Source organism: Nocardioides sp. AN3 (assembly GCF_054653495.1).
This window is the reverse complement of sequence record NZ_BAAIGC010000020.1, coordinates 1-26,198: the sequence shown is the minus strand read 5'-3', so window position 1 is coordinate 26,198 and position 26,198 is coordinate 1. Positions and strand designations below refer to the sequence as shown.

The 26,198-nt window shown below is 68.6% G+C and carries 25 protein-coding genes; 16 read left to right on the top strand and 9 right to left on the bottom strand.

The window, feature by feature from the left end; genetic code table 11:
- Positions 1-14: 14 nt before the first annotated feature.
- Genes ACYQ1K_RS19210 through ACYQ1K_RS19185 form a run of 6 tightly spaced genes read right to left on the bottom strand, consistent with a single transcriptional unit; the run spans position 15 to position 6,485 of the window.
- A complete protein-coding gene (locus ACYQ1K_RS19210) occupies positions 15-770 on the bottom strand; it encodes a YoaK family protein (protein WP_459984869.1) in 756 nt (251 codons plus the stop codon).
- On the bottom strand, positions 771-1,637 hold the full coding sequence (locus ACYQ1K_RS19205; protein WP_459984868.1) for a mycofactocin-coupled SDR family oxidoreductase: 867 nt from the start codon (positions 1,635-1,637) through the stop codon (positions 771-773).
- Positions 1,634-2,683 carry an alpha/beta hydrolase gene (locus tag ACYQ1K_RS19200; protein WP_459984867.1) on the bottom strand — a complete coding sequence of 350 codons (1,050 nt, stop codon included), beginning with the start codon at positions 2,681-2,683 and terminating at the stop codon, positions 1,634-1,636. The genes ACYQ1K_RS19205 and ACYQ1K_RS19200 overlap by 4 nt, the downstream gene beginning before the upstream one ends.
- 57 nt (positions 2,684-2,740) lie before the next feature.
- The gene (locus tag ACYQ1K_RS19195) at positions 2,741-3,790 is read right to left on the bottom strand and encodes an ABC transporter permease (RefSeq protein WP_459984866.1); all 1,050 of its coding nucleotides are present in this window, start codon (positions 3,788-3,790) and stop codon (positions 2,741-2,743) included.
- Entirely contained in the window at positions 3,787-5,337 is a 1,551-nt protein-coding gene (locus ACYQ1K_RS19190) for a sugar ABC transporter ATP-binding protein (protein ID WP_459984865.1), read from the bottom strand. The genes ACYQ1K_RS19195 and ACYQ1K_RS19190 overlap by 4 nt, the downstream gene beginning before the upstream one ends.
- A gap of 2 nt (positions 5,338-5,339) precedes the next feature.
- Positions 5,340-6,485 (bottom strand): sugar ABC transporter substrate-binding protein, encoded by a 1,146-nt coding sequence (locus ACYQ1K_RS19185; RefSeq protein WP_459984864.1) that lies wholly within the window; start codon positions 6,483-6,485, stop codon positions 5,340-5,342.
- Between the two features lie 305 nt (positions 6,486-6,790).
- Between ACYQ1K_RS19185 and ACYQ1K_RS19180 the strand changes: the two genes are divergently transcribed.
- Entirely contained in the window at positions 6,791-8,530 is a 1,740-nt protein-coding gene (locus tag ACYQ1K_RS19180) for a gamma-glutamyltransferase family protein (protein ID WP_459984863.1), read from the top strand.
- Positions 8,531-8,552: 22 nt separating this feature from the next.
- Here the strand turns inward: ACYQ1K_RS19180 and ACYQ1K_RS19175 are convergent, their stop codons facing one another.
- The gene (locus ACYQ1K_RS19175; protein ID WP_459984862.1) at positions 8,553-9,422 is read right to left on the bottom strand and encodes a dihydrodipicolinate synthase family protein; all 870 of its coding nucleotides are present in this window, start codon (positions 9,420-9,422) and stop codon (positions 8,553-8,555) included.
- 157 nt (positions 9,423-9,579) lie between these two features.
- Between ACYQ1K_RS19175 and ACYQ1K_RS19170 the strand changes: the two genes are divergently transcribed.
- Complete coding sequence (locus ACYQ1K_RS19170) at positions 9,580-9,972, top strand: hypothetical protein (protein ID WP_459984861.1); 393 nt, start codon at positions 9,580-9,582, stop codon at positions 9,970-9,972.
- Between the two features lie 1,134 nt (positions 9,973-11,106).
- Here ACYQ1K_RS19170 and ACYQ1K_RS19165 read toward each other — a convergent pair.
- Together ACYQ1K_RS19165 and ACYQ1K_RS19160 are read right to left on the bottom strand one after the other, a co-directional pair.
- Positions 11,107-11,586: a flavin reductase family protein gene (locus ACYQ1K_RS19165; RefSeq protein ID WP_459984860.1), complete on the bottom strand. Its 480-nt coding sequence runs from the start codon at positions 11,584-11,586 to the stop codon at positions 11,107-11,109.
- Positions 11,587-11,638: 52 nt separating this feature from the next.
- A complete protein-coding gene (locus ACYQ1K_RS19160; protein WP_459984859.1) occupies positions 11,639-11,884 on the bottom strand; it encodes a hypothetical protein in 246 nt (81 codons plus the stop codon).
- 134 nt (positions 11,885-12,018) lie between these two features.
- Here ACYQ1K_RS19160 and ACYQ1K_RS19155 point away from each other — a divergent pair, with 134 nt between their 5' ends.
- The 14 genes from ACYQ1K_RS19155 (at position 12,019) to ACYQ1K_RS19090 (ending at position 25,707) form a co-directional block, all read left to right on the top strand.
- Positions 12,019-12,987: a hypothetical protein gene (locus ACYQ1K_RS19155; RefSeq protein ID WP_459984858.1), complete on the top strand. Its 969-nt coding sequence runs from the start codon at positions 12,019-12,021 to the stop codon at positions 12,985-12,987.
- 14 nt (positions 12,988-13,001) lie between these two features.
- On the top strand, positions 13,002-15,104 hold the full coding sequence (locus ACYQ1K_RS19150; protein ID WP_459984857.1) for an MMPL family transporter: 2,103 nt from the start codon (positions 13,002-13,004) through the stop codon (positions 15,102-15,104).
- Positions 15,101-16,030 (top strand): diacylglycerol/lipid kinase family protein, encoded by a 930-nt coding sequence (locus tag ACYQ1K_RS19145; protein ID WP_459984856.1) that lies wholly within the window; start codon positions 15,101-15,103, stop codon positions 16,028-16,030. The genes ACYQ1K_RS19150 and ACYQ1K_RS19145 overlap by 4 nt, the downstream gene beginning before the upstream one ends.
- A gap of 3 nt (positions 16,031-16,033) precedes the next feature.
- Positions 16,034-17,143 (top strand): fatty acid desaturase family protein, encoded by a 1,110-nt coding sequence (locus ACYQ1K_RS19140; RefSeq protein ID WP_459984855.1) that lies wholly within the window; start codon positions 16,034-16,036, stop codon positions 17,141-17,143.
- 2 nt (positions 17,144-17,145) lie between these two features.
- Positions 17,146-18,051 (top strand): class I SAM-dependent methyltransferase, encoded by a 906-nt coding sequence (locus tag ACYQ1K_RS19135; protein WP_459984854.1) that lies wholly within the window; start codon positions 17,146-17,148, stop codon positions 18,049-18,051.
- On the top strand, positions 18,048-19,508 hold the full coding sequence (locus ACYQ1K_RS19130) for an MmgE/PrpD family protein (RefSeq protein WP_459984853.1): 1,461 nt from the start codon (positions 18,048-18,050) through the stop codon (positions 19,506-19,508). The genes ACYQ1K_RS19135 and ACYQ1K_RS19130 overlap by 4 nt, the downstream gene beginning before the upstream one ends.
- Positions 19,509-19,686: 178 nt before the next feature.
- Complete coding sequence (locus ACYQ1K_RS19125) at positions 19,687-20,142, top strand: SRPBCC family protein (RefSeq protein WP_459984852.1); 456 nt, start codon at positions 19,687-19,689, stop codon at positions 20,140-20,142.
- A 1-nt stretch (position 20,143) separates the two neighbouring features.
- The gene (locus ACYQ1K_RS19120; RefSeq protein ID WP_459984851.1) at positions 20,144-21,178 is read left to right on the top strand and encodes an SDR family oxidoreductase; all 1,035 of its coding nucleotides are present in this window, start codon (positions 20,144-20,146) and stop codon (positions 21,176-21,178) included.
- Positions 21,175-22,419, top strand: a complete 1,245-nt coding sequence (locus ACYQ1K_RS19115; RefSeq protein WP_459984850.1) for an aspartate aminotransferase family protein — start codon at positions 21,175-21,177, stop codon at positions 22,417-22,419. The genes ACYQ1K_RS19120 and ACYQ1K_RS19115 overlap by 4 nt, the downstream gene beginning before the upstream one ends.
- A 71-nt stretch (positions 22,420-22,490) precedes the next feature.
- Positions 22,491-22,970 carry a type II toxin-antitoxin system RatA family toxin gene (locus tag ACYQ1K_RS19110; protein WP_459984849.1) on the top strand — a complete coding sequence of 160 codons (480 nt, stop codon included), beginning with the start codon at positions 22,491-22,493 and terminating at the stop codon, positions 22,968-22,970.
- Positions 22,967-24,094: a hypothetical protein gene (locus ACYQ1K_RS19105; RefSeq protein WP_459984848.1), complete on the top strand. Its 1,128-nt coding sequence runs from the start codon at positions 22,967-22,969 to the stop codon at positions 24,092-24,094. The genes ACYQ1K_RS19110 and ACYQ1K_RS19105 overlap by 4 nt, the downstream gene beginning before the upstream one ends.
- A gap of 12 nt (positions 24,095-24,106) precedes the next feature.
- Positions 24,107-24,586 carry a hypothetical protein gene (locus ACYQ1K_RS19100; protein ID WP_459984847.1) on the top strand — a complete coding sequence of 160 codons (480 nt, stop codon included), beginning with the start codon at positions 24,107-24,109 and terminating at the stop codon, positions 24,584-24,586.
- Positions 24,537-25,541: a bifunctional lysylphosphatidylglycerol flippase/synthetase MprF gene (locus ACYQ1K_RS19095; protein ID WP_459984846.1), complete on the top strand. Its 1,005-nt coding sequence runs from the start codon at positions 24,537-24,539 to the stop codon at positions 25,539-25,541. The genes ACYQ1K_RS19100 and ACYQ1K_RS19095 overlap by 50 nt, the downstream gene beginning before the upstream one ends.
- 19 nt (positions 25,542-25,560) lie before the next feature.
- Positions 25,561-25,707, top strand: coding sequence for a hypothetical protein (locus ACYQ1K_RS19090; protein WP_459984845.1), 147 nt, complete (start codon positions 25,561-25,563; stop codon positions 25,705-25,707).
- Positions 25,708-26,198 lie beyond the last annotated feature (491 nt).

Here is a 26,198-nt window from a genome sequence, read left to right as displayed (position 1 = left end):
GCCAAAGCGTGGCTTCACACGTATGTGCGGGTGCCTGTGACAGGCCCGACGCACTCTGCCGAGGATCCCGGTGCGATGCGCCGGCGTGTCCGGCGTGTATGGACTTCCCCGATCGCAGCAACCGCGAGGCAGATTGCGCCGGCCCCGACCAGGCCCCCGCCTGGGACGTGGCGCACGGCGAGGCCGCCCGCGACGGCGCCTGCCATCATCAGCCCTACGGCCAGGATCCGTCGGCCGACCACCGGTCCCGACCGGTTGCCGAACACGGAGTCCGCCGCGAGGCCGGTCAGCGTCGAAGTGACCACCACGGTGGTGACGTCCTTGACCGCGAGATGCCGCGCCGTGGCTGCCTGCGCGCCGAGTGCCACCGCCAAACCGGTCGACATGGCGATCATGGCCCCGTGCGGCAGACCGGGAGCCAGCACGAGCACGGCGCCGGCCACGATCGTCGTGGCGCCAACGGCCAACAGCAGCACCGTGACGGGACCGGACCACGATCCACCTGTCGGTCCCAGGCTTCGACCGCCCAGTGCTGCTCCGGTGAGGAAGCCGCACAGCGCCAGCAGCGGTCCGACGACCGGGAGGCCTCCGGCTCCGGCGATGCCCATCCCAAGGATCACGACATTGCCGGTCATGTTTCCGATGAAGACGCGGTCGAGAGCGAGGTAGCCCACGGCGTCGACAGCGCCGGTGCTCAGCGTCAGGCTCAGCATCAAGATCAAGTGCAGTCGACCGGTCTCGACTGCACGGAGACGTGTCAGCAGGTTCACCTAGGGCTCCCGCACCGGTGCAGGGTTCATGCCGGGCAGGATCAGGTGACCGGCATCAACCGGCAGTTGGATGCCATGGACAAAGGCCGCTTCGTCCGAACACAGCCATACGGCCGCGAGGGCGGCAGCTCGCGGCGGGAGAACCCCGGTGTTCCGCATCGCAGTCCAATGATGAACCGCCCACAGGTAGTCTTCACGAGTCCCGTCTGGCTTGCCGCTGGCGCGCCGCCAGCCGGCCGGATGATCGTTGATCAGAGTGTCGGTGGTCGACGGCATCAAGGCGTTGACACGCACGCCCAACGGGCCGAGCTCGAGTGCCGCCGTGCGCATCAAGCCGACGACTCCGTGTTTGGCCGCGACGTACGGCGCACTGCACGGGGCGCCCTCCTGCCCGACGTTGGAACTCGTGAAGACCATGGCGCCGCTCCGTGCAGCAACCATGTGGGGTGCGACAGCCTTTGCCGTCCTCCAGACACCTTCGAGGCAGATGCCGATCTGGTCGTACCATGCGTCGTCGGACGTCTCCCAAAATGGCTTGTCCGACCAGTCGTAGATCCCCGCGTTGGCGAGCAGACTGTCGATTCGGCCGAATCGGTCCATGGTGCTGGCGACGGCCGCGTCGAGGGCCGCTTGATCACGGACGTCGGCGACGACGGTCAGGCATGCGCGGCCCTCGGCCTCGACCAGTCGCTGGGTCTCTTTGAGATCCTCCGTTGTGGCAAGTTCATACGGCACACTCGCCACATTCGCGGCGATGTCGATCACGGCCACGTCTGCACCGCGACGAGCGAACTCGACGGCGGCCTCGCGCCCCTGCCCGCGAGCGCCGCCGGTGATGAACGCCACTGTGCCTTCGAATGAGCTCATGACTTCTCCTCAACGTCGTCGTCGTCCGAGAATGGTGCGTGGCGTAGCGTCGCGGAGAGCCAGTCGGCAGCACAAGGCAGCCATTCCCACCGGGCGTTGGCGACATTATGATCGCCGCCGTGGACCACGTGCCGTTGCGCGCCAGCTACGTTCTCGGCGATCCAGGCACCTGTGAAGTCGCCTTGGACCAACGGGTCTGCGTCGCCGTCGACGACGAAAACGGGAGCAGAGATCGAATGTGTGCGCTCCGTGATGTCCAGCGATGCAACGAACTGTCGAGCCTCGTCAATAGTGCCGGTGCGCACGGCAAGCAAGCCTTGAATCAGCGGTGGCAGATCCTCGAATGGCGGCGCCTTCACTAAGCCACTAACGATGACACCGGCACGCAGACGCGGATCGTGCGCCAGGGAAGCCGTGGCGTAGAAGCCACCCAGGCTGCAGCCGAGAATCCCGATGCTGCCTGGCTGCCATGCGCCACCCGCGCGTTCCTCGATCGCGTCCAGAGCCTCCGTGACGACCGCCGCGTAGTCAGCGGTCGGCGGAACGTCCCCCACCAGTTCCCCCTGCCCGGGTCCGTCCATCGCGAATGTCGCACAACCGCGAGCGAGGAGCGCATCGGAGAGCGTGGTCAGCTCCTCCTTCGCTCCGTCCAGGCCCGGCACGAGGACGACGAGCGGCGTGTACTCGTCGACGAACGGCAGTCTCAGAATTCCGCGGAATCGAGGCCCGTCGACATGTTCGGCGATCGGCTCCGCCAGCGCGAGCGCTTCCCTCAGCGCTGCTGCCGCCTCCTTGTATGTCGAGACTCGAGGTGAGGGCCAAGCGCCGGCGAAGTAGTACCAGACGGCGGCGTTCAAGAAGGACTGTCTCGCCGACACCAGTCGGCCATCGTTGCGAGCGCGGACACCTGCCGCTGCATGTTTCGCAGCAGCGTCACGGAATCCGTCGGACCAGCTGTCCAGCTTCTCGATGCCGGCGACAATCGCGTCATACTCGTGGACGTCGATTCCCGCTGCGACTGCCCGGGAGCGGGTGCCGAGAGCCATCTCAGCGACCTCGGATGAATTCATGCTGTGCCTTTCGTGGAAGTTCTCAAGAGCGGGTCACGCGCGTCTGGCTGCCAGCCGCTGCCGGACGCGGTCGAAGTAGACGGCCACGAGCAAGATGACCCCGGTGGCCAGCATTTGCCATGCGTTGTTGTATCCGCGCAGGGCGAGCGCATTGGAGAGCACCTGAAGGAACGCCGTGCCGACGAGCGCTCCGTAGACAGACCCGGCGCCTCCTGTGATCGAAACGCCGCCGAGCAAGGTGGCCGCGACCGCGTAGAGGACGAGGCTGTTGTTACCCGCAGTGGGATCTGCGATCGTCTGCCGGCCGATCATCATCACTCCAGCGAGCCCTGCGCAAAGTCCGCTGATGCCGTAAACGGCTGGGATCATCCATTCAGCCCGCACGCCCGAAAGCTGGGCAGCCTCGGCATTTCCGCCGATGGCATACACCGAGCGCCCGAAGATCGTGTACTTCAGGAGGATCCCAGCGGCGACCACAGCAGCGAGTGCGAGCAGCGCGCCATACGGCAGCAGGTCCCCGATCGCGTCGTTGCCCAGCTTACTGGAGAGAGTGTCGGCGGACATGTCGAACTGCTTGTTGTCGGACCACAGGAGCGCAGCCCCACCGAGTACAGAGGCGCTGCCGAGGGTGACGACGAAGAAGGAGAGCTTGAATCGCCCGATCAACAGCCCGTTGATCAAGAAGCCAATAGCCCCACCGAGCAGAGCCGTCAGCACGAGAGCGGCCGGAGCCGGGACACCCGCAATCACCAGCTTTGCGTAGGCGATGCCGCAGAGGCTGAGAATGCCGCCCATCGACAGGTCAATACCCCCGGTCAGGATCACGAGCGTCATTCCCACTGCCAGCAGGAGCGGCACGGCACTGGTGCGGAGCAGATTCGTCATATTCGCAGACGACGAGAAGTTCGGATCGGTCATCAACTCGAAGAGAACGACGAGCAGCAGGAGGGCTCCGACCGCAAGCGCCGGTGCCGACGATCCGCCCAACTGGCGCCGCCAGTCAGGCCTGGCCGCTCTCCGCCGTGGGTCGACCGATCCACTGGTCGCGAGCGTGCTACCGGTCCGCTGCTGGTCATGGTTCATGACGCACCTCTCAATTGCTGATCAGGTCCCGGCGATGTGAAGGCCATGCGCGTAATGGACTCTTCGGTGGCTGTCGGACCCGATTCCTCGCCGACGACTCGCCCCTTGGCCATCACCACCACACGATCGGCTAGGCGCATTACCTCGAGGAGCTCTGAGGAGACAACGAGGACAGCGAGCCCACTCGCGGCCAACTCCTCGACGAGTGCGTAGATCTCTGCCTTGGCGCCGACGTCGACTCCACGAGTCGGCTCATCGAGGATGAGAACCGACGGTTGGTTGAGTAACCACTTACCGATCGCGATCTTCTGCTGGTTACCACCACTCAGCGTGCTCGCCGGGACTTCGAGATTCGCGGCGCGGATGGTGAGGCTCTGGGCAACCTCTCGGGTTGCCTGGAGCTCACGAGACAGGCGGCGCCAGCCTCCCGGGCAGGTTCGTCGCCACGAGGCCATTGCGAGGTTCTCGCGAACGGACATCGAGAGCACGAGGCCCGCCCGCTTCCTGTCCTCGGGTACGAGAGCCATCCCCGCGTCCATCGCCGCCCGAGGCGAGGTCAGCCGGACCTCGCGGCCCGCAAGACGGACTGAGCCCGTGTAGGGCCAACGACCAAACAGCGTCTCCGCCAAGCTCGTCCGGCCTGAGCCGGCCTGCCCCGCGAGGCCGACGATCTCGCCCGGGCGAATCTGAAGGTCGATCCGAGACAGCCGGGCGGTCGTCAGCGATTGGACGTCGAGGATCGGCTCCGCGGTGGCGGGAACTTTCGTCAGCTCTTTGCCGAGCGGACGCTCGAAGATCTCGACTTGCTGACGTCCGACCATCATCCGGACCAGCTCTGGTTCGTCGACGCTCGATGTCTTGCGAACGCCGACATTGCGGCCGTCACGCAGAATCGTGACCCGGTCGGTCAGATCGAAGTACTCCCGGAGGCGGTGGGTGATGTAGACGACGGCCGCCCCGTGGCCCACGAGGGCCCGGATCATGGTGTAGACATGCTCGGTCTCGTCGCCTGTCAAGGAACTGGTCGGCTCGTCGAAGAGCACCAGTCGCGGGCGCCGACGTACAACCCGCGCGATCGCGAGCATCTGCTGTTGGTGCAGAGGAAGATCTCCGACCGCCGCTCGCGGGTCCATCGGCAGGTCCAACGCATCGAGTTCCTCCGCGGCGGTGCGGAACAGGCGACGCCAGTCGAGAAGCCCGAATCGGCGCGGGGCGCGTCTGTCCAACAGGTTCTCCGCCACCGTGAGCCTCGGCTGAACTAGCACTTCCTGAGCGATGAGTGCGATGCCGAGGTCGAGAGCCGCCGCAGGGGAGGTGAGAGTGACCGACCGGCCCTCGAACTCGATCCCGCCCGCGTCAGGGGCATGGCTGCCGGCGATGACTTTGAGAAGAGTGGACTTGCCAGAGCCGTTCTCTCCGACCAGACCGACAACCTCACCGGGACGGATGTCGAAGTCGACCTCGTCCAGGGCTTGGACTCCCGGGAACCGCTTGCTGATCCCACTCAGGCGCAGGAGCGTATCGGACTCGGAATTGCTGGCGGCCATGTTCAGTCCAGAGGGCAGGCGACGGCGTCCCGCTGTGCGGCTGATGCCTCGAGCATCGGCTTGTCACTTTCGACCATCGGCTGGATTCCGGTCGGAGCCATGTCACGGCCTTCGGCGATCCCGGCGACCCGGACAGCGATCGACGGCACCTTGTCCGCCGTCGCCCGGCTGATGCACTTGGGGTAGACGGTGACGAAACGCGGAGCTGACTCCCGCTTGGCCAGAGCAATCATGATGTTGACCATCTTCTGCTGCTGCTCGGGGATGCCCCAAACAAAGCTGTAGTCGATTGTCCCCTTCTTGAGGGCGTCGAGTCCGACGGCATCGGCGTTGTATCCAACGATCGTCAGCTTGTCCCGAACGCCGAGGTTCGTGGCCGCGCGAGAGGCCGCGACTGCATCCGTGTCACTGTAGGCCACGACACCGAGCACGCCGGGATGCTGCTGCAGCACCGCCTGAGCGGTGCTCAGCCCGCCCGCGATGTCGTCGGTCTTGTTGGCATAGGTGCCCACCACCGAGAGACGCCCGTCGCTGCACTTCTTCAGCTCCGAGTTGAAGCGGTTCTGCATGTCGAGGAGGTCCTGCTGCGGATTGCCGTAGGCGCCGTAGACCAACTGCCCCCCCTGGGGGTACTTCTCGCAGAAGAGTCGCGCCGCGTTGACGGCCGCGGTGAGCCGATCCTGATGGAAGGTGACCGCGGCACCCGTGAAGTTAGTCCGCTCTCCGGCGACGACCGGAATGCCGGCTGCCACAGCCCGTTTGCTCGGCGCGGTCATGACATCCGGCGACAGTGGGAAGAAGGCGACCGCGTCGGCCTTCCGGGAGACGATCTGGTCCATCGCCGTGATCATCGTGTTCAGCGGGTCGTCCGCTTTGGCCTCGACGACCATCGGCGTCGCACCGCATGCCTTTGCAGCTGCCTCGAAGGCGTCGTTGCCCGCCTTGCCGCCCGCATTGGAGCTCCACACACCGGCATACCCCAGCGTCAACCCCCGGCCGGCGGTGCAGGACGTGACCGGCCCCGCTCCGATGCCATCGAGCACCTTGTTGGCCGTGCCCGCCGACGCGGTCTGGTCAATCACGTTGCTCGAATCCTTGCCCCCCGACGTTCCACTGCAAGCCGACAGCGCCAGACCCAGCGCGGCCATACCCAACACGGCCACTCGCTTGTTCGATCGAATCATCGTTCCTCGGTTCCTCTATTCGGATGCGGTGCCCCGCGGTGAAAGCGCTTCAACGCGGCGGGCTCGGAGCTTGAGTCACCGCGACTACGGACTGGTCTTGGACCGACTGTGGCATCCCATCGCCGGTGTCCTGCATTACACTTTAGCGAATTGCATCCTATCTGTCAGTATCTGCATGAAATTTCTGTCGTCTTGAGGAGACCACCATGGTTCGTCCTTCAGCAAGTGCTCCGTTTCTTGCCAGGCCAGAGCTTCAGGGTTCGTTCGGCATGTGCGCATCGACCCATTGGGTGGGCTCCGCCGTAGCACAGGCGGTGCTCGAACGCGGCGGCAACGCGTTCGACGCCGCTGTAGCCGCAGGCTTCGTCCTTCATATCGTCGAGCCGCATCTCAACGGACCGGGCGGAGACATGGTCGCCCTTGTGACCCGGGCAGGGTCCACGCCGCAAGTCGTTTGCGGGCAAGGGCCCGCGCCCCGGGCCGCGACCATCGCGCACTACGCTGCCGAGGGTTTGGAATCCGTTCCTGGCTCAGGGGCGCTGGCCGCGGCCGTCCCCGGAGCCGTCGACGCCTGGCTGCTGATGTTGCGCGACTACGGGACATGGCGCCTCGGAGACGTCCTCGAGTTCGCGATCTCCTACGCCGACCAGGGCCAGCCCCTACTCGCCGCGGCGACGCGTGTCATCGCCGACGTGAAGTACCTCTTCCTCGAGTCATGGCCGACCTCTGCCGACCTGTGGCTGCCGGACGGACACGCGCCACAACCGGGCGATGCGCACTGCAATCCCGCGTGGGCGGCGACGCTTCGTCGACTGCGCGATGAAGCGACAGCGATGACCCGGGGAGCGGCCCGCGAGGTGGAGATTGACGCCGCCCGCGCGGTGTGGCGCTCGGGCTTCGTAGCCGACGCCGTCGCGTCATTCGTCGGCCTCTCCGCGCACCTCCACGCAGACGGGCGCATCCACCGGGGCATATTGGACAAGGCCGACATGGCGGATTACACCGCTCACACCGAAGACCCGGTGTCCCTGGGGTTTCGCGGCCACCGCATCTTCAAGGCCGGGCCCTGGTCTCAAGGTCCGGTGCTCCTGCAAGCTCTGGCGATCCTCGAGGGCTACGGCGACGACGAGCTCGACGTGGATACGCCGGGTGGCGTGCACCTGACGCTCGAGACTCTCAAGCTGGCCTTGGCCGATCGCGACTCTCACTACGGCGAAGGGCTCAGCAAGGTGGGCCTTCGGACACTTCTGTCGCCGGAGTACGCCAAGCATCGGCGCAGCTTGATCACCGACTATTCCTCGCGCGACTTCCGGCCCGGATCGGGCGCCGGGCTGTCGACTTACCGGCCACCGCTGCAGCTCGCGGGCGGCGATCGACACGCCGCGACCATCGGCGAACCAACGGTGCAGTGGAACGGTGAGACTCGAGGCGACACGTGCCATATCGATGTCATCGACCGTTGGGGCAACGCTGTGTCCGCGACTCCCTCTGGGGGATGGCTTCAGTCTTCGCCCACCATCCCGGAGCTCGGGTTTGCCCTCGGCACGAGACTCCAAATGACGCATCTCGACCCCGCCAGCCCCTCTGCGCTACGTCCGCGGGCGCGGCCAAGGACTACGCTCTCACCCACTGTCATCACCTCTCGCGACCGGCTCGTGGCCATGGGCACTCCCGGCGGCGACCAGCAAGACCAGTGGCAGTTGGTGATGTTGCTCCGGCACCTAATCGGCGGCATGAGTCCTCAAGCAGCAATCGAAGCGCCGATGTTCCACACCACAAGCGCCCCAGAGAGCTTCTGGCCGCGGACATGGACTCCGGGGGGCGCGGTCCTCGAGGCCCGCTTCGACCCGCGACTGGTCGCCGAGCTGGAGTCGCGCGGCCACAGAGTCGAGGTTTCCGGCCCTTGGTCACTCGGCCGGTTGTCGATGGTCCAACGCGACCAGATCAGCGGGAGGCTGACCGGGGCAGCCAATCCCCGAGGAGCGCAGGGCTACGCGGTCGGACGATGATCGGAGCGACCCTGAATCCGAGTTATCCTGCGCCGGTTGTCCCCAAGGGGTAGCCGAGCTCTTCGCTGATCTCCGAGAGAAACGATGGGTAGGGAAGTTGCGAGGGACGGACGTCTGCGCTCGCAATCACACCTCGCCGGCGCCAATGCTCTTTGCGAATTGCGATGCTGGTCCCCGCCTGGGTCTCGATGCCCACCAAGCCGGCTATCGCCCCCAGAGCCGTCCTAGCGCCGACCAGATCCTCAGCAGCCCACGCCGATGCCGCTTCGACGAGTGCGCGCGGGCGGCTGATTCCGGACGCCACTCCTCGCGCGCCGGCAACCAGATCCTCGATGAGGTTGCTGCCACCCAGGCCACTGAGCAACAGGAGGTCGGGTCGCTCCGCAGCCAGCCTCCGAATGCGTAGGAACGTCGGCGCGGCCTCGCACTTCACCCCCCGAATCGTCGCAACTCGGGCGAGCACCTCCAACAGGCTCTCGACCTCGATGTGGACCCCTGTCGAGTTCGGGTAGTCCTGCACCCACAGCGGCAAGCCGGTCGCCCTATGCGCGTCTGTGAACACCGACGCAACGACTCGGGGGTCTGGCGAGGACACGGGAAGCATGAGGCCGGCGAGGCGCGAGCTTCGAGGCGCGATGATCCCTCGAAGCTCCGCTGCTCGCTGGTCAGGGTCACTCGTCATGGCCGTTGCGACGACCGGCCGGTCGCCAGCGGCTTCGATGATCGCGTCCAAAGCATCCGCACGTTCTTCGCGGCTGAGGGCCGACGGCTCGGCGATCACACCCAAGGCGACGAGTCCGGACACGCCGTCGTCCACCATGGAGGAAACGTGTCGCCGCAGGGATTCATGATCGATGGCTGCGGCGCCCTTGTGGAAGGGCGTCAGCGCCATGCCCCAGACAGGAATCTGCGGCAGCGGTGTCTCAGGAGTGACCGCCTTCCCTTGAGCGGGGGTCGTGGACACCAAGAGCTCCGTTCGTTGTAGTGGATGCTATCTAGCTGTTCTTGCATCCTATATACTGGCGAGGAGCATCGTTCAAGGAGGACACATGCCGGACCAAAGCCGCAACCAAGCAGTAGGCACGGAACTGCTCTTCGAGAACGGAGTCGTCCGCGTCTGGCGGATGTTCTTGAGGCCCGGGGAGTCGTGTGCACCCCACATGCACGCGAACGATCACGTCCTCGTCTACGCGAACCCCTCCCTGATGGAAGCACGCGAGGCCGGAAGGGACGGCGTGATCCGTCAGCCCTCCGACGAAGGCTTTGTTCTTTACCGCGAGGTGGGCGCCGAAGGGCTGCCAGCCGATCACTGGGTCACCAACGTCGGCACCGAAGACAGCACTCACTACATCGTCGAGCTGCTGGGCACGAGCCGTGCGAAAGAGACTCAGCCGCCCGTGCACAATGCACGACTCATCCCCGGCCATGAGACCGACTGGTGACCGTCGCATCGGGCAGCGGCGACACCCGACCACGGAATTGAGCGCCCCTCTCGGTGGCGCTGGCACTCGAGCCTCGCTTGAAGCGCCCGAACAGGTCGCCCAAGCCCGGCCGGTCTTGGGCGTCAAGGCCGCTGTGGCCCCGAACCGGCTGGCTATCTACCCGCGGCCGAGATCACGTCGCTGCTCGAGCACGCCGCAGGTCGCCGCGGAACGCGGGACCTGGCACTGCTAACGACGTGGCTCGGCGCCGGCGTCGACTCGACCCAGGTCGCCACGCGCGCAGGCCACAGCGCCGCGGCCTGATGCGGGTCTATGCCTCGCCCTGCACGGCCACCAGCAGGCCCAGGCGATGCGACGGATCGAGGCCCTCACCGATGCCCGGGAAGGCACCGATGACTGAAACTTGGACCCGTATTGGACCCAGACAGCCGCTCGAAGCCCGATCTGGCCGGATCTGGCCGGACGAAGCAAACGAAGCCCTGGCTGGCGTTTCCGCTGGTCAGGGCCTCGTTTGCGCAGTTGGTAGCGAGTGAAGTGTGCTCGATCAGGACACACCGGACATGTGTCTCAAGACATCGACGAAACGTCGCGTCTCGGTAACCCTGGTCTCGGTCAAGACGGTCCGCAAGGGCCACGGGCTGCGCCCGAAATGCTTGACACGCCGGTCGGTCTCGGCGTGTCGGGCCCAGGGCCCCGCATGGCGTGGCCGGCCCCCACCCGGCCGTCGTCTACGCGCTACGACAGCTGGCTCCACCACATCGGCATCAGTCGAACCTATACCGGAACCTACGTCCTGCTCCTCGCCGAAGACCTCGACATCCGCATCGTCGACACCGCCACCGGCGAGCTCCTCCGCAGCACACCCTCGATCCCGCAAGACGCCTCAACAGGACAACACCAGAAACGGACAGCGGACCTACGTCTCCGCAGGTCCGCTGTCCGCGATGTCCTGAGACATCACATTCGTGGCGGTGAAGTGGTGGCGGGTGAAGGATTCGCACCTTCGAAGCTTCAGCGACGGATTCGCAGACGGAGTAAGGAGATTCCGCGATGAGGGCGGTCAACGCGAACCGTTGTTCGCTCGGACACGGATCGGACGTGAGACGCCCGTCTCAGGTACTGGATGAGCTCGGCCTAGCCCGCGAGTTCGAGGGCGGCCTCCGGCTGGATGCGCGCGTAGCGGCCGTCGTGGAAGAGGAGGGGGTCGGCGCCCGGCTGGGAGGTGTACGCCGCGACCTCGCCGAGGACGATGACGTGGTCCCCGCCGGGGAGTACGTCATGCACCCGGCAGGCGAAGGACGCCGTACTGCCGGTGAAGCGGGGACAGCCGTGCCTGTCCAGGGTGAAGCGCGTGCCCGCCAAGCCGGCAGATCCGTGCGGGCGGCCACGGCTGGCGAAGTGCGAGGAGAGGTCCTCCTGTGCCGAGGAGAGCACGCTCACCGCGAAGAACCCCGAGGAACCGATCGCGGTCAGCGTCCGGCTGCCCGTGGTCAGGCAGACCAGCACGAGCTGCGGCGACAGGGACACGGACGTGAACGAGTTCGCCGTGGTCGCGTGGAAGCCGCCGCGCGATGCGGTGGACACGACGGTCACGCCCGTGGCGAACCCACTCAAGGCGGAACGGTATGCACGCTGGTCCTGGCCCATCGATCCTCCTCGCGCTCGGTCAACAGGCCTGCTCGTGAACCACCGCACCCGCACCGGGTGGGCCATCGGTCGCGGTGACCGAGGCCAGCGGGCCAGCGGTGACCAGCCGGCGGACGAGCTCGCCGCCCCGCCCGTGGCCGACGAGGTGCACGGCGGTCGTGCCGGTCTCCGCCAGCGCGACCCGCAGGGGCGCCCACAGCAGCGCCGTGCCGGGTCTGCCGGGGACGAGCAGGACCGGGAGCGAGCGGTTGGCGGAGCTCTTCATGCCGTCACAGGAGGCGGCACGCCGGCGCGCTGATACGGGCCGGTCAAAAGCGGCCCGGGCGGTATCAGGGCGGTGCGTGGCGGCTCCTGAACGGCCGTTGGCAACGCCCACCACCCGAACCTTGAGGACGAGATATGACCGCGACGATCGGCAGCATCACCGACACCCCCATCGAGGCTGACCTCGAGGCAGCGCCCGGCCTCCTGGACGGCGCGATGTCGCTGGAGCTGACGCCGCAGCAGTGCAACCTGGAGTACTGGATCGGCGCCGTCGCGCAAGGCACGCTGCGGGGCCTCGCGAAGGGCGGCCACCGGCCCGAGACTCCCACCCCCGCCTTCATGCTCCAGGACGGCCCGCTGCGCCAGGCCCTCGTCGAGGAGTTCGCCTTCCGCTCCATCGCGGAGGAGAAGGCCACCCGTGCCCTGTCGTACCTCGTCCTGCACGCACCCGACATCGACACCATGGAGTTCTTCTCCACCCAGCTCCTCGACGAGGCCCGTCACGCCGCGGTCTTCCGCGGGCATCTGCTCGAGCTCGGGGTCGGCAAGGACGAGCTCATCGAGACGATCGAGCGGGTCGCCGACGAGGACGTCGCCCAGATCCTCGTCCCGCTCGAGGACTTCGGCCTGCCCCTGGGTCGCGACCAGGGCGACTTCATCGGCGGGGTGATCGTCCTGACGGTGCTCGTCGAGGGCGTCCTCGCGCCCGCTGCGGAGCTCAGCGAGCGCAAGTGGCGGCTGCTGAACCCGGCCGCCGCCGAGATCGAGCGCGCCGCGGGCGTCGACGAGATCCGCCACCTCACGGTCGGGAGCTCGATCGTCAAGCAGTATCTCGAGCAGCGGCCCGACGAGCTCGAGCGCGTCAAGGCGCTGATCACCCGCGGCCGCGAGCTTTGGGGCAGCCTCCCCGTGCTCGACATGATCCTGCGCCGCGAGCAGCTCTTCCAGCAGGGCATGGTCGAGCACGCGGAGCTGCTGGCCGACTACGAGATCGCCCCGGGCAAGCGCCTGCTCGACACGACCGCGGAGGAGCGGATGATGCTCGCCGCCACCTGGTCGCTGGAGATGCAGGAGAGCCGGCTGGCGTACATGGGACTGGCCTGACGATGGAACAGCGCATGGAAAGGGCCGCTCGGGCCCTGCTCGCCCATCGCTTGCGCGTCCTGGTCGTCTGGGCGCTGCTGTGCGTGGTCGGGGCCGCCTTCGCCGCCGGCCTGCCGAGCCGCATCGTCTCCGGCGGCGAGGCACCGAGCTCGGCCGACTCCGAGAAGGTGGCACGCGCGCTCGCCGACAGCCCGCTGCCCTCACTGTTCCTCGCCGTCCAGGTCCCCCAGGGGGCCTCCCCCTCGCTGCGCGACCGGCTCGCCTCCGAGGTGGCCGGCGCGGCCGCGAAGGTCAAGGGCGTCACCCACGTCAGCCCGATGCCCGACACGCCGGCGGTCACCGAGGACGGGTCGCGGGTCGTCGTGCTGAGCCTGTCCACCACCGGCGGCACGGACGGCGCCATCAAGGTCGCCCACGAGCTCGACGCCCACGCTGACAGCATCGCCCCCGACGGGACGAACGTGTACGTCGGAGGGTTCGGCGCCTACCGCGACCAGCTCACGGCACTGTCCCAGCACGATCTGGAGCAGGCCGAGCGGCTGGGCCTCCCGATCGTGTTCCTGGTGCTCCTGCTGGCCTTCGGGTCCCTCTGGGCCGCGACCCTGCCGCTGGTCATCGCGTTGTCCGCCCTGCTGATGGGTCTCGGAGCGGTCGGCGCTGCGTCGTTCGTGCTGCCGATGTCGGACTTCGTCACCAACTCCGCGTCGATGATCGGTGTCGCACTCGGGGTGGACTACGCGATGTTCCTGCTGCAGCGGGTGCGGGAGCTGACGCGCCACGGCGTCAGGACCGACGACGCGATCGTGGAGTCGATGCGCAGGACCGGCACGGCCGTGCTCTGGAGCGCGCTGACCGTCCTCGCCGCGGAAGCGACGCTGCTGCTGGTCGACAGCCGCTCGATCCGGTCCGCTGCGTTCGGCATGGTGATGGTGACCCTGTTCGCGGGCCTGACAGCGCTGGTCGTCGCGCCGGTGCTGATCTCGCTCTTCGGCCGCCGCGTCGCACACCCGCGCCACCACGCCGCGCAGGGTGTCTCGACCGCCCGCTGGCGGCGCTGGGCGATCCGTGTCACGGGACGGGGAGCCGTCTGGCTGGTGGCCAGCGCGGGCCTGCTGCTCACACTCGCCCTTCCTGTGCTCGGACTTCGCGACCACGTCTCGATCTCCGGAGCCTCGACCCTTCCCGCCCACTCGTCGGTGCGGCAGGCCTACGAGCAGGCTGCGCTGCGCTACGGCCCGACCGCGATGTCGCCGGTCACGGTGGTCACCGGCGCCGCGCCCGACTCCCTGAAGGCCTCGCTGGAGCGATCGCCCGACGTCGTCTCGGTCGACGCCGTGCCGCTGGGCGAGGGCCGGACGGCCCTCGCGGTCACCACCGAGCACGACCCCTACAGCGCGGCGAACCGCGACTTCGTGCAGGCACTGCGGGACAAGGCCGACGGCGACTACCTCGTCGGCGGAGAGACCGCGGCCTCGATGGACGCGACCAAGGCGATGTTCGACGGCCTGCCCCGGGTGGGCCTCGCCCTGCTCGCCGTCGTGGCCGGCGTGCTCCTCCTGGCCCTGCGGTCGGTGTTCCTGCCGCTCAAGGCGGTCGTGCTCGTCATGCTCTCCCTCGGTGCCAGCCTGGGCGCCCTGCTCCTGCTGACCAGCACCACGTGGGGGTCGGCGCTCATCGGCGCCGACGGTCCGGGCGACATCCACCCGATCGTGCCGATCACGATCGTCGCGGTGACGGTCGCCCTCGCGACCGACTACGAGGTCATCCTCATCTCCCGGATGAAGGAGGTCTTCGAGCGCACCGGCGACAACCGCGGTGCGATCGTGGACGGCGTCGAGCACACCGGGGGCGTGATCACAAGTGCCGCGGCCATCATGGTCGCGGTCTTCGTCGGCTTCGCGATGGCCGACCTCGCTCCCCTCAAGCAGCTCGGCGTCGGCCTGGCGATCTCGGTGGTCCTCGACGCCACCGTGGTGCGCGGCGTGCTCGTCCCGGCTGCGATGGCCGTGATGGGAGAACGGAACTGGTGGTGGCCGGGCCGGGCAGCGACGCAGTCGCAGACAGTCGTGCCGGAACAGCGTTCTCAGCGCGCCAGCCTCGAGGAAGTGGTCTCATGAGGACACCCGTAGGCACGACGTTCCGCGGCTGCCTCGTCGTCGCCAACCCGGCGGCCGGCAGCATCGAGGACGACACGGCCTCGTTGCTCGCGACAGCGCTGGCGCACTCGGGAGCGCTCGACGGCGCTCTCCGGATCGCCTACACCGAAGGCCCCGGCCACGCCGCGGCGCTCGCCGCAGACGAGAACGCCGAGCTCGTCGTCGCGATCGGCGGCGACGGGACCCTCAGCGAGGTCACCCAGGTCCTGGCCGGAACCGACCGTACGCTCTTCGCGGTTCCCGCGGGCAGCGGCAACTCGACCGCCCGCGCGCTGTGGGGGGACCGGTCGTGCCACGACGTCGCGGGCCTCCTGGCCCGAGGGCTGGTCCGGACATGGCAGATCGACCTGCTGCGCCTCGCCGAGCTCGACGTCGTCTCCGTGCTGGGCGCCTCCACGGGCTTCCTGGCGCAGGTGCTCGTCGACGCCGCCGGGTACGAGGGGGTGCTGTCCGGGATCGACCGCTACTACGCGGCGGCCGCCGGCCTCCTCGCGAACATGCCCGACTCCCCGACCCGCGTCACCGTCGACGGAGTCGTGCTCTGCGACGGGCCGACCAGCTCGGTCGCGATCGGAGGTGGGCGCCACCGGGCGCGCTCCTTCGAGTTCCTGCCACGATCGGTCCTCGACGACGGGCTGCTCGACGTCAGCACCATCGACCACCTGACCGGCGAGGCGACCGAGAAGGTCGCCGCCACCATCTCGACCGGCGACCACCTCCACCTTCCGGGCGTCACCTACACCCGCGGGCGGGAGGCGGTCGTCGAGCGCACGGACGGACGCGCCCTCGTCGCTGAGTTCGACGGCAACGTCGTCGACGTCGGACCTCGCCTCACCGCCACCGTGCTCCCCGGAGCGCTGAACGTCCTCACTACCGAAGGAACGTGAGTCATGACCATCGTCATCGAAGATCCCGCCCAGCCGGCCCATCCCGCCTCCGGGCCGGGCACCCTGCCCCGGTCCGAGTGGTCGAAGGTGGGTCCGGAGCACTGGATCGAGCTGCAGCGCCGCATCAGAGCGAGCGGTCTGATGGACCCGAAGCCGGCGTACTACTGGGCGAAGATCGGGTTCAACCTGGCGATGCTCGCCTCGTCCTGGGTCGCGGTCTTCGTGGTCGGCAGCTCGTGGTGGTTCCTCGCCGTCGCGGCGTACATGGCCTTCTGCTACACGCAGACCGGCTTCATCGGCCACGACATCGGCCACCGCCAGGTGACCCGCAGCCGACGCGGGCAGGACCTCCTCGGGCTGCTGCACGGCAACCTGCTGATGGGCTTCTCCTACGGCTGGTGGGTCGGGCACCACAACAAGCACCACTCGAACCCGAACCACCTCGAGAAGGACTCCGACATCGTCCGTCGCCGGGCGATCTTCATCCCCGACCAGGGCTTCGCGGAGAAGCGGCGCAAGCGCGGCACCCAGTTCATCGTCCGGCACCAGCACGTGCTGTTCTACCCCCTTCTGGCCACCGAGTCGTTGGGCCTGCGCACCGAGTCCCTCAAGGCGCTGCGGGCCAAGCTGCCGCGGCTCACCCGCACGGAGACCGCCCTGATCGTCACTCACCTCGCCCTCTACTTCGGCACGCTGGTGTGGGTCCTCGGTCCGGTCAAGGCACTGCTGTTCGTGCTGACGATGAACGCGATCTTCGGGATCTACATCGGCGCCGTGTTCGCACCCAACCACAAGGGGATGCCGATCCAGCTGCCCGAGGAGGAGTGGGACTGGCTGACACGCCAGGTCGTGACCTCGCGCAACATCCGCTCGTCCTACCTCATCGACTTCCTGTACGGCGGGCTGAACTACCAGGTCGAGCACCACCTCTACCCGGCCATGCCACGGAAGAGCCTGCGTCACGCACGACCGATCACCAAGGACTACTGCGCGGAGATCGGCCTGCCCTACCACGAGGTCGGCGTCGTGCGGTCCTTCACCGAGGTGATCGCGCACCTCTATCGCACCACGAAGTCCTACCAAGCGATCGCCGCGACCCGGAAGGCCGGATGACGATGACCGTGCTCGAGAACCCCCCGCACGTCGGACAGCTCCGGCCCAGCCAGACCGCGGAGATCACCTGCGCGCAGCGGGCCGCCGAGACCCTGCGACCGAGCGACCGCCGCCTCATCGACGACCCTGTGGCGCAGGTCTTCGTCACTCGCCCGCTGCGCCGGCTCATGATCCGCAACCGGCTCACATCCCGCATCACGCTGACCGTGTTCGACCGGCTCTACGGCGGCTTCATGGCGGTCGTCCTCTTGCGCAACAGGTGGTTCGAGGAGCTCTTCGCGGAGTCCGTGTCCGGCGGTGTCACGCAGGTCGTGAGCCTGGGCGCCGGCTACGACACGACGGCCTGGCGGCTCGACCTCGGCGGGGTCACGTTGTTCGAGGTCGACGCGCCCCCGACCCAGGACGTGAAGCGTGCCCTCACCCAGGGCCTGCAGCCTCGTGGCGACCTGCGCTACGTCGCGTGCGACTTCGAGACGGACTCGCTCCCCTCACAGCTGCTCGCCGCCGGCTTCGACCCCGCGAAGCCCGCGCTCTTCGTCTGGTACGGCGTGTCCTTCTTCCTCACCCCCGACGCGGTGCGCGCCACCCTGGAGGACGTGGCCGCGCTCGCGGCCGCCGGCAGCCGCTTCGCCTGGGACTACCTCGACCCTTCGGTCGTCGACGGCACGTCTCGCTACGGAGGCGCCCTCCGTGCCCGCGCTGCCGTGGCCAAGCGGGGCGAGCCCTACACCTACGGACTCACCCCTGACGGGGCCGAGGGGATCATGGAGGCGCACGGCTTCCGCGTCGAGGACAACCTCTCCATGACACAGCTGGCACGCCGCTACGGCGGGGAGCGCGGCTTCGCCTACAGCACCGACGACTTCTTCGGGATCGTCACCGGGGTGCGAGTGGAGGACGCGTCGTGACCCTCATCGAGCGCCTGTCGGCGTGGGCGTCGTCGGTGCGCCTCTCGGACGTCCCCGACCGCGTGGTCGCCCTGGCCGAGAGCCAGGTGCTCTCCCAGCTCGCCGCCGCACGGGCCGGGCTGCAGCACCCGCTGGGCCAGCAGCTGGTCAGCGGGCTCGGGCCGCCCTTCCGTGGGTCGGCCGTGCAGTCGGCCTACGTCCTCGCCGCGCTGACCTCCTGGCTGCACTTCGACGACACGGCCTACGCAGGGCACCTGTCGAACTCGACGGCGACCGTGCCGATGGCCTATGCGCACGCGCTCGAGCTGGACGGCGAGCAGCTGCTCACGGCGGTGGTCGTGGCCAACGAGTGCGCGGCGCGGATCGCGGCCGCCGCCACGCTGGGGAGGTTCCGGGGGCAGAACGCCGCGCACACGCACGTGGCCGGTGCCGTCGCCGGGCGTCTCGCGGCCGAGTCGGCACCGCGGGAGCAGTGGGTGGACGCGCTCGGGCTGGCGTTCAGCCTGCCGCCGTACCCGTTGCTTCCCGCCTTCTTGAGCAGCGACGCGAAGACGCTCAGCGCCTCGGTGCCGGTGCGGCTCGGGCTGGACGCCTGCGACGCGGCAGCCGCGGGGCTCCGAGGGCACGCCGCGATCCTGGAGGACCCGGACGGTTTCCTGGCCCGGTTCGCGACGGTGCCCCTGCCGGAGGCGGTCGACCTCGACCTGGGCGTGCGCTGGCACACCGACTCCCTGTCGTTCAAGGTGCACCCGGGTGGCCCCGGGCTCGACGCAGCGGTCGACTGCGCGGCGGAGCTCGTGTCCCGGCTCGGGATCCTCGAGGAGTCCGACATCGCCTCGGTGGTGGTGGAGACCTCGCTGTACACGATCGTGGTCGAGCAGCGGGCCTGCGCGTTCGTCGAGGGGCCGGGCTCGCCGGTGCACGCGTTGGTGTTCCACACGCCGTACGCCGTGGCGACGATGCTGCTCACGGGGTCCTTCTCCTGGGCCGACCTCGCGCCGCCCCTGCTCGACGACGACGCCCGCTGGGCCCTGGCCGCGCGGGTGCGGCTCGAGCACGACGAGGCGATGACGCGCGAGTCGCTGCTGTGCGAGGTGCCGTTCGGCGAGGCTGTGCGACAAGCCGGACCGCGCGCCGCCACGTGGCTCTCGGAGGTCGGTGGCGACTGGCTGGTGGACCTCGTCGGCACGCCCCCGCCGCCCTCGGCGACCTTCGACGGCGTGGCGAAGGCGACCCCTGCGCGCGTGGTCCTCACGCTCACCGACGGGTCGGTGCACACCGAGGAGCGGTCGATCCCGGTCGGTGCGACCGGAGACCCGTCACGCGACGACCATGCCGCGCTCGTCCGGGACAAGTGGCTCTCGGTGGGCGGCGAGGAGAAGGTCGCCGACCTCGCCCTGTCCCTGAGGACCGCCTCGCCCTCCGACGTACGCCTCATGCTGGACACCGCCCTCTAGCGAAGCCAGGTCCCACCTCGGCCGCCTCGGCGCGCTCTGCATCTCCGGTTCAGGAGAGGTGCGGAGCGCGCCGAATCTGTTGTCCAGCTCGAACTCTTCACGTGCCCCTGGGTATCACGGGCCCGCCGGGCGTCTCCTCGACATGCGACGTAACCACTTCCGAGGAAGCAGCAACGACATGCCCGTCATCGACGAAACCGTGACCATCCCCGCCCCCGTGCCGACCGTGTTCGCCTACCTGGTCGAAGGAGAGAACCTGCCGGCGTGGGACTCCTCGATCACCGAGTGCACCCGCATCGCCGCCGGCCTGCACGGAGACATCTCCGTCGGGACCCGCTACCAGGGTGTCAGCAAGATCATGGGCAAGAGGTTCCCCTGGACCACCGAGGTCGTCGAGCTCACCCAGGACCAGAGTGCGACCAGCCGCAGCGTCGAGGGCTCGCTGACCTTCACCGCGACGTACGAGGTCGCGGCCGTCGCCGGCGGCACCCAGGTCCGCTACCTGCTGCGGGCCGAGTCCGGCCTCGGCGGCGCCTTCGGCAAGGTCATGGAGCCATTGGTCGAGAAGGCGCAGACCAAGGTCGTGCGCGCCAACCTGCAGAGCCTCGTCGCGTCCTTCACGAAGGCGGCCTGACGTGACCCGCACGATCCTGCTCACCGGCGCCTCAGGCGTCGTGGGCCAAGCGCTGCTGCCCCGCCTGCTGCAGAGCGGCGACCGGGTCATCCCACTGGTCCACCGGAACCCGGTCGCGAACCACGGCGTCTCCAGCCTGCACGGTGACATCGCCGCACCGACGCTGGGACTGTCCGAGCACGACCACGCGGAGCTCGCGCGGGAGGTGGACGTCGTCGTCCATGCGGCCGCAGTCACCGACTTCAACCGGGCCGATGGGACGCTCGAGGCCACGAACATCGAGGGGACCAGGAACATCGTCGCGTTCGCCGAGGCTGCCGACGCCCTGCTCTACCACGTGTCCACGGCGTTCGTCGGGGTCGGCAACACCGTCGGGCGCGGCGAGGGCGCAGCCGGCTACGCCGCCTCCAAGGCGCAGGGCGAGGACGTCGTACGACGTGCCCGGGTCCCCCACGTCATCCTGCGGCCGAGTGTGGTGATCGGCGACGCCACGACCGGCGAGATGTCGACCTTCCAGGGGCTGCACCAGGTCGTGCAGGGGCTGTTCAACGGCCTGGTGCCGATCATCCCCTTCGACGCGGCGTGGCCGATCGACTTCATCCCCAACGATGTGGTCGCCGACTGCATCGCCACGGTCGTGGAGAAGCGGGTCACGGAAGGGGAGTTCTGGCTGACCGCCGGTGACCGCGCCCTGCGGCTCGACGACGCGATGGACGTCGCCGTCGCGTGGGCCCACGAGTGTGGCGTCATGGTCGACACCCCGCGGTTCGTCACCCCGGACATGTGGGACCGCCTGATCGCGCCGGTGTTCCTCGACGAGCTGCCGCCCTTCATCGCCAAGTCGGTGACGCGGATGCTGGAGTTCTTCACCACCTACCTGCAGGACGGCCGGACCAAGCCGAGCAGCCTGCGCGAGCTCGAGGCCCTCGGCGCGATGCCGTTGCCCGACCAGCAGGAGTCGCTCGCCGCGAGCCTGCACTACTGGGCCGACGTCAAGGGCCACCACCAGTGTGGGACGAGCAGGAGCGCGGCGTGACGAACCTCGACCGCGACCTGGTCCTCGCCAGGTACGCCCAGCACGTCAACTCCTCCCTCGCCAACATCGCCCGCATGGTCTCGACCCCGGTCGAGACCCACGCCGACGGCGCCTACGTCCACGGCAGCGACGGCAGGACCTACCTGGACTGCGGCGGCTTCGGCGTCTTCCTCCTCGGCCACTCCCACCCGAAGGTCACCGAGGCCGTACGCCGCCAGCTGGACCGGAATCCCCTGGCCACCAGGCTGTTCCTCAATCCCGAGCTTGCCGAGGCTGCCGCGGACCTGGCATCCGTCGCCCCCGACGGGCTGGACAAGGTGTTCCTGACCAACTCCGGCGCCGAGGCGACGGAGGTCGGCATCAAGCTCGCCCGGCTGGCCGGCAAGAGCCGCGTGATCGCGACCGACGGCGGCTTCCACGGCAAGACGACCGGGGCGCTGAGCGTGACCGGCCGGCCGCAGTACCGCGACCCGTTCGGGCCGCTGCTTCCCGGCGTCGAGTTCGTCGCCTTCGGAGACGTCGCCGCGCTGGAGGCGACGATCGGGCCCGACGCGGTCGTCCTCCTCGAGCCGGTCCAGGCCGAGGGCGGTGTGCGGGTGCCGAGCCCCGGCTACCTCCGTGCGGTGCACCGGCTCTGCTCCGCGCACGGGGCGCTGCTCATCCTCGACGAGATCCAGACGGGTCTGGGCCGGCTCGGCTCCTGGTGGGGCGCGGACCGGGAGGGCGTGTCCCCCGACGTCCTGCTGACCGGGAAGATCCTCGGTGGCGGCGTGATGCCGGTCGGTGGCGTGGTCGCCACCGCCGAGGTGTTCGCACCGCTCGACGCCGACCCCCTGCTGCACTCGAGCACGTTCGCCGGAAGCCCGCTGGCGAGCGCCGCAGTCTCCGCGACGATCAGGGCCCTCCACGAGGAGGGCCTCGTCGAGCGGGCTGCCGAGCTCGGTCCGCGCATCCTCGAGATGACCCGGGCCGCGGTGGACCAGCACTGTGGCCACCTCGTGTCCGAGACCCGCGGGGAGGGGCTCCTCATCGGCGTGGACTTCCACACCGCCGAGGCCGCCACCGAGTTCCTCATCGCCCTGCTCGACGAGGGCGTCATCCCGTCGTACTCCCTCAACTCCAGCAACGTCCTGCGGCTCACCCCGCCGGCAGTGCTGACCGACAGCGACCTGAGGCGGCTCGAAGGGGCCTTGGACCGAGCGGCAGCCACGCTCGGCCACACGCTCCCCGCCGCCGCGTGACGCAGCACCCCACCCTCGGCAAACCCGTGTGGAACCCGCGTAGAACCCGCGTAGAACAAGGAGAAACCAGCATGCGCATCATCGAGCTCCTCATCGACGTCCCTGGCAGGACCGCCGTCGAGGTGTACGACGCCCTCGCCGACTTCGAGCGCTACCCGGACCTCGCCGAGGCCGTCAACAGCGTCGACGTCACCCGGGTCGCCGACAACGTCACCCGCTCTGCCTGGGAGGTGAAGTTCCGCAACGGCCTGCTCCGATGGGTCGAGGAGGACACCTTCGACGCCGACGCGAGGACCATCGCGTTCCGCCAGCTCGAGGGCGACGTGGCCGTCTTCGACGGCTCCTGGCACTGCCTCGACGAGGGCGAGGACGCCCGGATCGCCTTCCAGGCACGGCTCGACATGGGCATCCCCAGCCTTGCCGACGCGCTGGAGCCCATCGCTGCCCGCACGCTGGTGGAGAACACCGTCGCGATTGTGAACGGCCTCCTCGGCGGAGCCGTCCTGCATGACTCGACCGTGACCAGGCCGGCTGAGAAGGCGGTCGCATGATGACGCTGATGAAGCGCGAGCGGGAGACGCTCGAGAGCTTCCTGCCCGGCCTGGACAAGTACCTCGCCGACCGCCCCCTCGAGGAGCTCGAGGCCCCCGGCAACGGCGCGCTCGAGGTCTTCCGCGAGGTCGGGGGACCGGCCCTCATGGTGCCCGCCGAGCTCGGTGGCAAGGGCGCGACCCTCGTCGAGGCCGTCCGCATCCAGCGCGCCGTCGGCAGCCGTTCCCCGAGCCTCGCCGTCGCGAGCACGATGCACCACTTCTCGGTCGCCTCGCTCGTGGAGCTGACCGCGATCGGCGAGGGCTTCGAGTGGGCCATGCTGACCGCGATCGCGGAACAGCAGTGGCTGCTGTCGTCCGGGTTCGCCGAGGGGAAGCCCGGACAGCACATCCTGTCCCCCGGCATGAGGGGCGCGGCGGTCGAGGGCGGGATCCTCGTCAACGGCGTGAAGAAGCCCTGCTCGCTGACGTGGTCCATGCACCTGATGTCGGCGAGCGTCGCCGTCGCCGATCCCGACGGCGGCCCGGACCGGCTGGCGGTCGTCCTCATCCCCGCCGAGTCCGAGGGCATCGAGCGCACGAGGTTCTGGCAGTCGCCGGCCCTTGCCGGCGCGGAGAGCGACCAGGTCACACTGACCGACGTCCTCGTCCCTGACGCGCTCGTCTTCTACCCGGAGGACGGCGACCACATGGACCCGATCCAGTCACGGGGCTTCGTGTGGTTCGAGCTCCTCGTCTCCGCGTCGTACCTCGGAGCTGCCACGCGGCTGGCCGAGCGCGTCCTGCGCGAGAACCGCGGCTCTGCCGAGGACCGTGCGAACCTCGCCATCGAGCTGGAGGCGGCCATGGCGTCGCTGGAGGAGGTCGCCCGGTTCTCCGAGGCCACCGACGACAACGACGAGCTCCTGGCCCGTGCGCTGTTCGCCCGCTACGCCACCGAGGGAACCATCGAGCGCGTGGTGATGGCGGCCTCGGCGACCGCCGGAGGCATGGCCTTCATCGGTGGCGGTGAGGTGGCCTACCTCCTCGCAGCCACCCGCGCCCTGGCCTTCCACCCACCATCCCGTGCAGCAGCCGCCGGCCCGATCGCGGCGTACCTCGCCGGCGAACCGCTGGCCTTGTAGAGGAAGACGACCATGGACTCCCACAACCTGTTCTTCACGCGCGCGACGTCGTACTGGCTTCGCGCGGAGTACGCCCTCGCCCTCACCGTCGGCATCGTCCTGGCGGTCCTCCACCTCGGCGACATCCGCTGGCTGCCCTTCATCGCACTCTTCCTCTACATCGACCTGATCGGCTACCTCCCCGGAGCCATCGCGTTTCGCAGGTCGAAGGACGGCCAGATCCCGCTGGTCTACTACCGGCTCTACAACGTCATGCACTCCCACCTCAGCGCCGCACTCGTCGCCGGGGTCTGGTGCCTCGTCGCCGGCCCCGAGTGGGCGCTGCTCGCCCTGCCCATCCACCAGTGCGGCGACCGCGCGATCTTCGGCAACTTCCAGAAGCCCTACGGCCTCTCCTTCGAACCCGCGACCCACCCCGCCTACCAGGAGCTCGTGAACAGCTATGACCACCCTGCCCCTGCAGTCCCCAGCCACGCCCGCGCAGCTGCTTGAGAGGTACGCCGACAACCCGTCGGCCTACCTCGCTCTCAACGAGGGGACGCAGCACTTCCGAGCCCCCGGCATCGACGGCCTGGTCGCCTACCGGCCGGCCGGCCGCCGTACCCTCGTCCAGCTCGGCGGCGTCTTCGCGGCGCCGGAGGACCGAGACGCCCTCCTGGCCGCGTTCGCTGCGTTCGCGAAGCAGCAGCGCCGGCGCATCGTCGCTGTCCAGCTGCTCCGTGACGATGCGGAGCTCTATGCCGGCAAGGGCTTCGTGGTGAACCAGTTCGGCGCGAACTACGCGCGAGCGCTCGCCGGGTTCGACCTCAAGGGCAAGAAGCACGTCTCCCTGCGCAACAAGATCTCTCGCGCCCGGCGAGCCGGGGTCACGGTCACGGAGAGCCCCTACACCCCCCAGCTCCAGCAGGAGCTCGAGGCTGTCGACGCCGTCTGGCTGAGGTCCAAGGGCAAGCACGTCAAGGAGCTCCAGCTGATGGTCGGCCAGGTCGGCGGTGAGGCTCAGAGGCAGCGGCGCCTCTTCGTCGCCCGCGACGAGGGTGGCCAGGTTCTGGCCTACCTCTCCTTCTCCCCCGTCTTCGGGAGTCGCCCCGGCTGGCTGCACGACCTCTCACGGCGCCGGCCCGACGCGCCTCCCGGGGTGCTCGAGCTGCTCGTCGTCACTGCCGTGGAAGCCTTCCACGGAGAGGGGGCAGGCTACCTCCACTTCGGCATGACACCCTTCACCAGCCTCGACCCCGCCCACGAGGTCGAAGGCGCAAGTCCGCTGACGACCCGGATCATGCACCTCCTCGCCGACAAGGGCTCAGCCATCTACCCCGCGGCCGACCAGCTCGCCTACAAGGAGAAATGGGCTCTGGACCTCGTCGAGCCGGAGTACATCGCCTTCCAGAAGCGACTCACGCTGCGCGCACTGGTGGCGCTCCTGCGGGTGACCAACTCGCTCTAGATCTCACGCGGCTGGCGGAGTGACGCTTCCCGCGATCGCCTTGATCTGGGCCGGGCAGAGCGTCGCCGTCCTCATGCCGGTCGACGCGTCGAGCCTGCACGGTCGGCAGGCACACGCGACGAGGCAGATCGAGGCCCTCGTCGAAGTGGCCGAGGATGGCGAGTAACAGAGCTGGGACACGTCGGGACACGGAATCCCGCCCGGATCTCGCCGACACATCCGAACAGAGCAAACGAGGCCCTAGCCAACGTTTCCGCTGGCCAGAGCCACAATTCCCCAGTCGGTGGCGGATGAAGTGTGCTGGATCAGTACATCCCGGACCCATGTCTCAAGCCATCCTGGACAGCCTGTCTCAAGGCATCGACGACACGCCTGGTCTCGGTCAAGAAGGTCCGAAGGGCCACTGGCTGCGCCCACAATGCCCGACACGCCGGTCCGTCTCGGCGTGTCGGGTCCTAGGCCCGCATCGCGCGGCCCTCGGTGCGGCCGACCGCACGCCCCACCCGGAGGCCGTCGTCCCACGCGCTACGACAGCTGGCTCCGTCACACCGGCATCAGTCGAACCTATGCCAGAACCTACAGCTTCGTACTGGCCGAAGACCTCGACAGCCGGGTAGTCGTCGCGTCCGCCTCCGGAGCGCACCCCCGATCCTGCAA

Excerpts from the sequence above, each read along its gene's own strand:
- ACYQ1K_RS19205 (WP_459984868.1), bottom strand. The coding sequence starts at position 1,637 with ATGAGCTCATTCGAAGGCACAGTGGCGTTCATCACCGGCGGCGCTCGC.
- ACYQ1K_RS19200 (WP_459984867.1), bottom strand. The coding sequence starts at position 2,683 with ATGGCTCTCGGCACCCGCTCCCGGGCAGTCGCAGCGGGAATCGACGTC.
- ACYQ1K_RS19195 (WP_459984866.1), bottom strand. The coding sequence starts at position 3,790 with ATGAACCATGACCAGCAGCGGACCGGTAGCACGCTCGCGACCAGTGGA.
- ACYQ1K_RS19190 (WP_459984865.1), bottom strand. The coding sequence starts at position 5,337 with ATGGCCGCCAGCAATTCCGAGTCCGATACGCTCCTGCGCCTGAGTGGG.
- ACYQ1K_RS19185 (WP_459984864.1), bottom strand. The coding sequence starts at position 6,485 with ATGGCCGCGCTGGGTCTGGCGCTGTCGGCTTGCAGTGGAACGTCGGGG.
- ACYQ1K_RS19180 (WP_459984863.1), top strand. The coding sequence starts at position 6,791 with ATGTGCGCATCGACCCATTGGGTGGGCTCCGCCGTAGCACAGGCGGTG.
- ACYQ1K_RS19175 (WP_459984862.1), bottom strand. The coding sequence starts at position 9,422 with ATGGCGCTGACGCCCTTCCACAAGGGCGCCGCAGCCATCGATCATGAA.
- ACYQ1K_RS19170 (WP_459984861.1), top strand. The coding sequence starts at position 9,580 with ATGCCGGACCAAAGCCGCAACCAAGCAGTAGGCACGGAACTGCTCTTC.
- ACYQ1K_RS19160 (WP_459984859.1), bottom strand. The coding sequence starts at position 11,884 with ATGAAGAGCTCCGCCAACCGCTCGCTCCCGGTCCTGCTCGTCCCCGGC.
- ACYQ1K_RS19155 (WP_459984858.1), top strand. The coding sequence starts at position 12,019 with ATGACCGCGACGATCGGCAGCATCACCGACACCCCCATCGAGGCTGAC.
- ACYQ1K_RS19150 (WP_459984857.1), top strand. The coding sequence starts at position 13,002 with ATGGAAAGGGCCGCTCGGGCCCTGCTCGCCCATCGCTTGCGCGTCCTG.
- ACYQ1K_RS19145 (WP_459984856.1), top strand. The coding sequence starts at position 15,101 with ATGAGGACACCCGTAGGCACGACGTTCCGCGGCTGCCTCGTCGTCGCC.
- ACYQ1K_RS19140 (WP_459984855.1), top strand. The coding sequence starts at position 16,034 with ATGACCATCGTCATCGAAGATCCCGCCCAGCCGGCCCATCCCGCCTCC.
- ACYQ1K_RS19135 (WP_459984854.1), top strand. The coding sequence starts at position 17,146 with ATGACCGTGCTCGAGAACCCCCCGCACGTCGGACAGCTCCGGCCCAGC.
- ACYQ1K_RS19125 (WP_459984852.1), top strand. The coding sequence starts at position 19,687 with ATGCCCGTCATCGACGAAACCGTGACCATCCCCGCCCCCGTGCCGACC.
- ACYQ1K_RS19110 (WP_459984849.1), top strand. The coding sequence starts at position 22,491 with ATGCGCATCATCGAGCTCCTCATCGACGTCCCTGGCAGGACCGCCGTC.
- ACYQ1K_RS19105 (WP_459984848.1), top strand. The coding sequence starts at position 22,967 with ATGATGACGCTGATGAAGCGCGAGCGGGAGACGCTCGAGAGCTTCCTG.
- ACYQ1K_RS19100 (WP_459984847.1), top strand. The coding sequence starts at position 24,107 with ATGGACTCCCACAACCTGTTCTTCACGCGCGCGACGTCGTACTGGCTT.
- ACYQ1K_RS19095 (WP_459984846.1), top strand. The coding sequence starts at position 24,537 with ATGACCACCCTGCCCCTGCAGTCCCCAGCCACGCCCGCGCAGCTGCTT.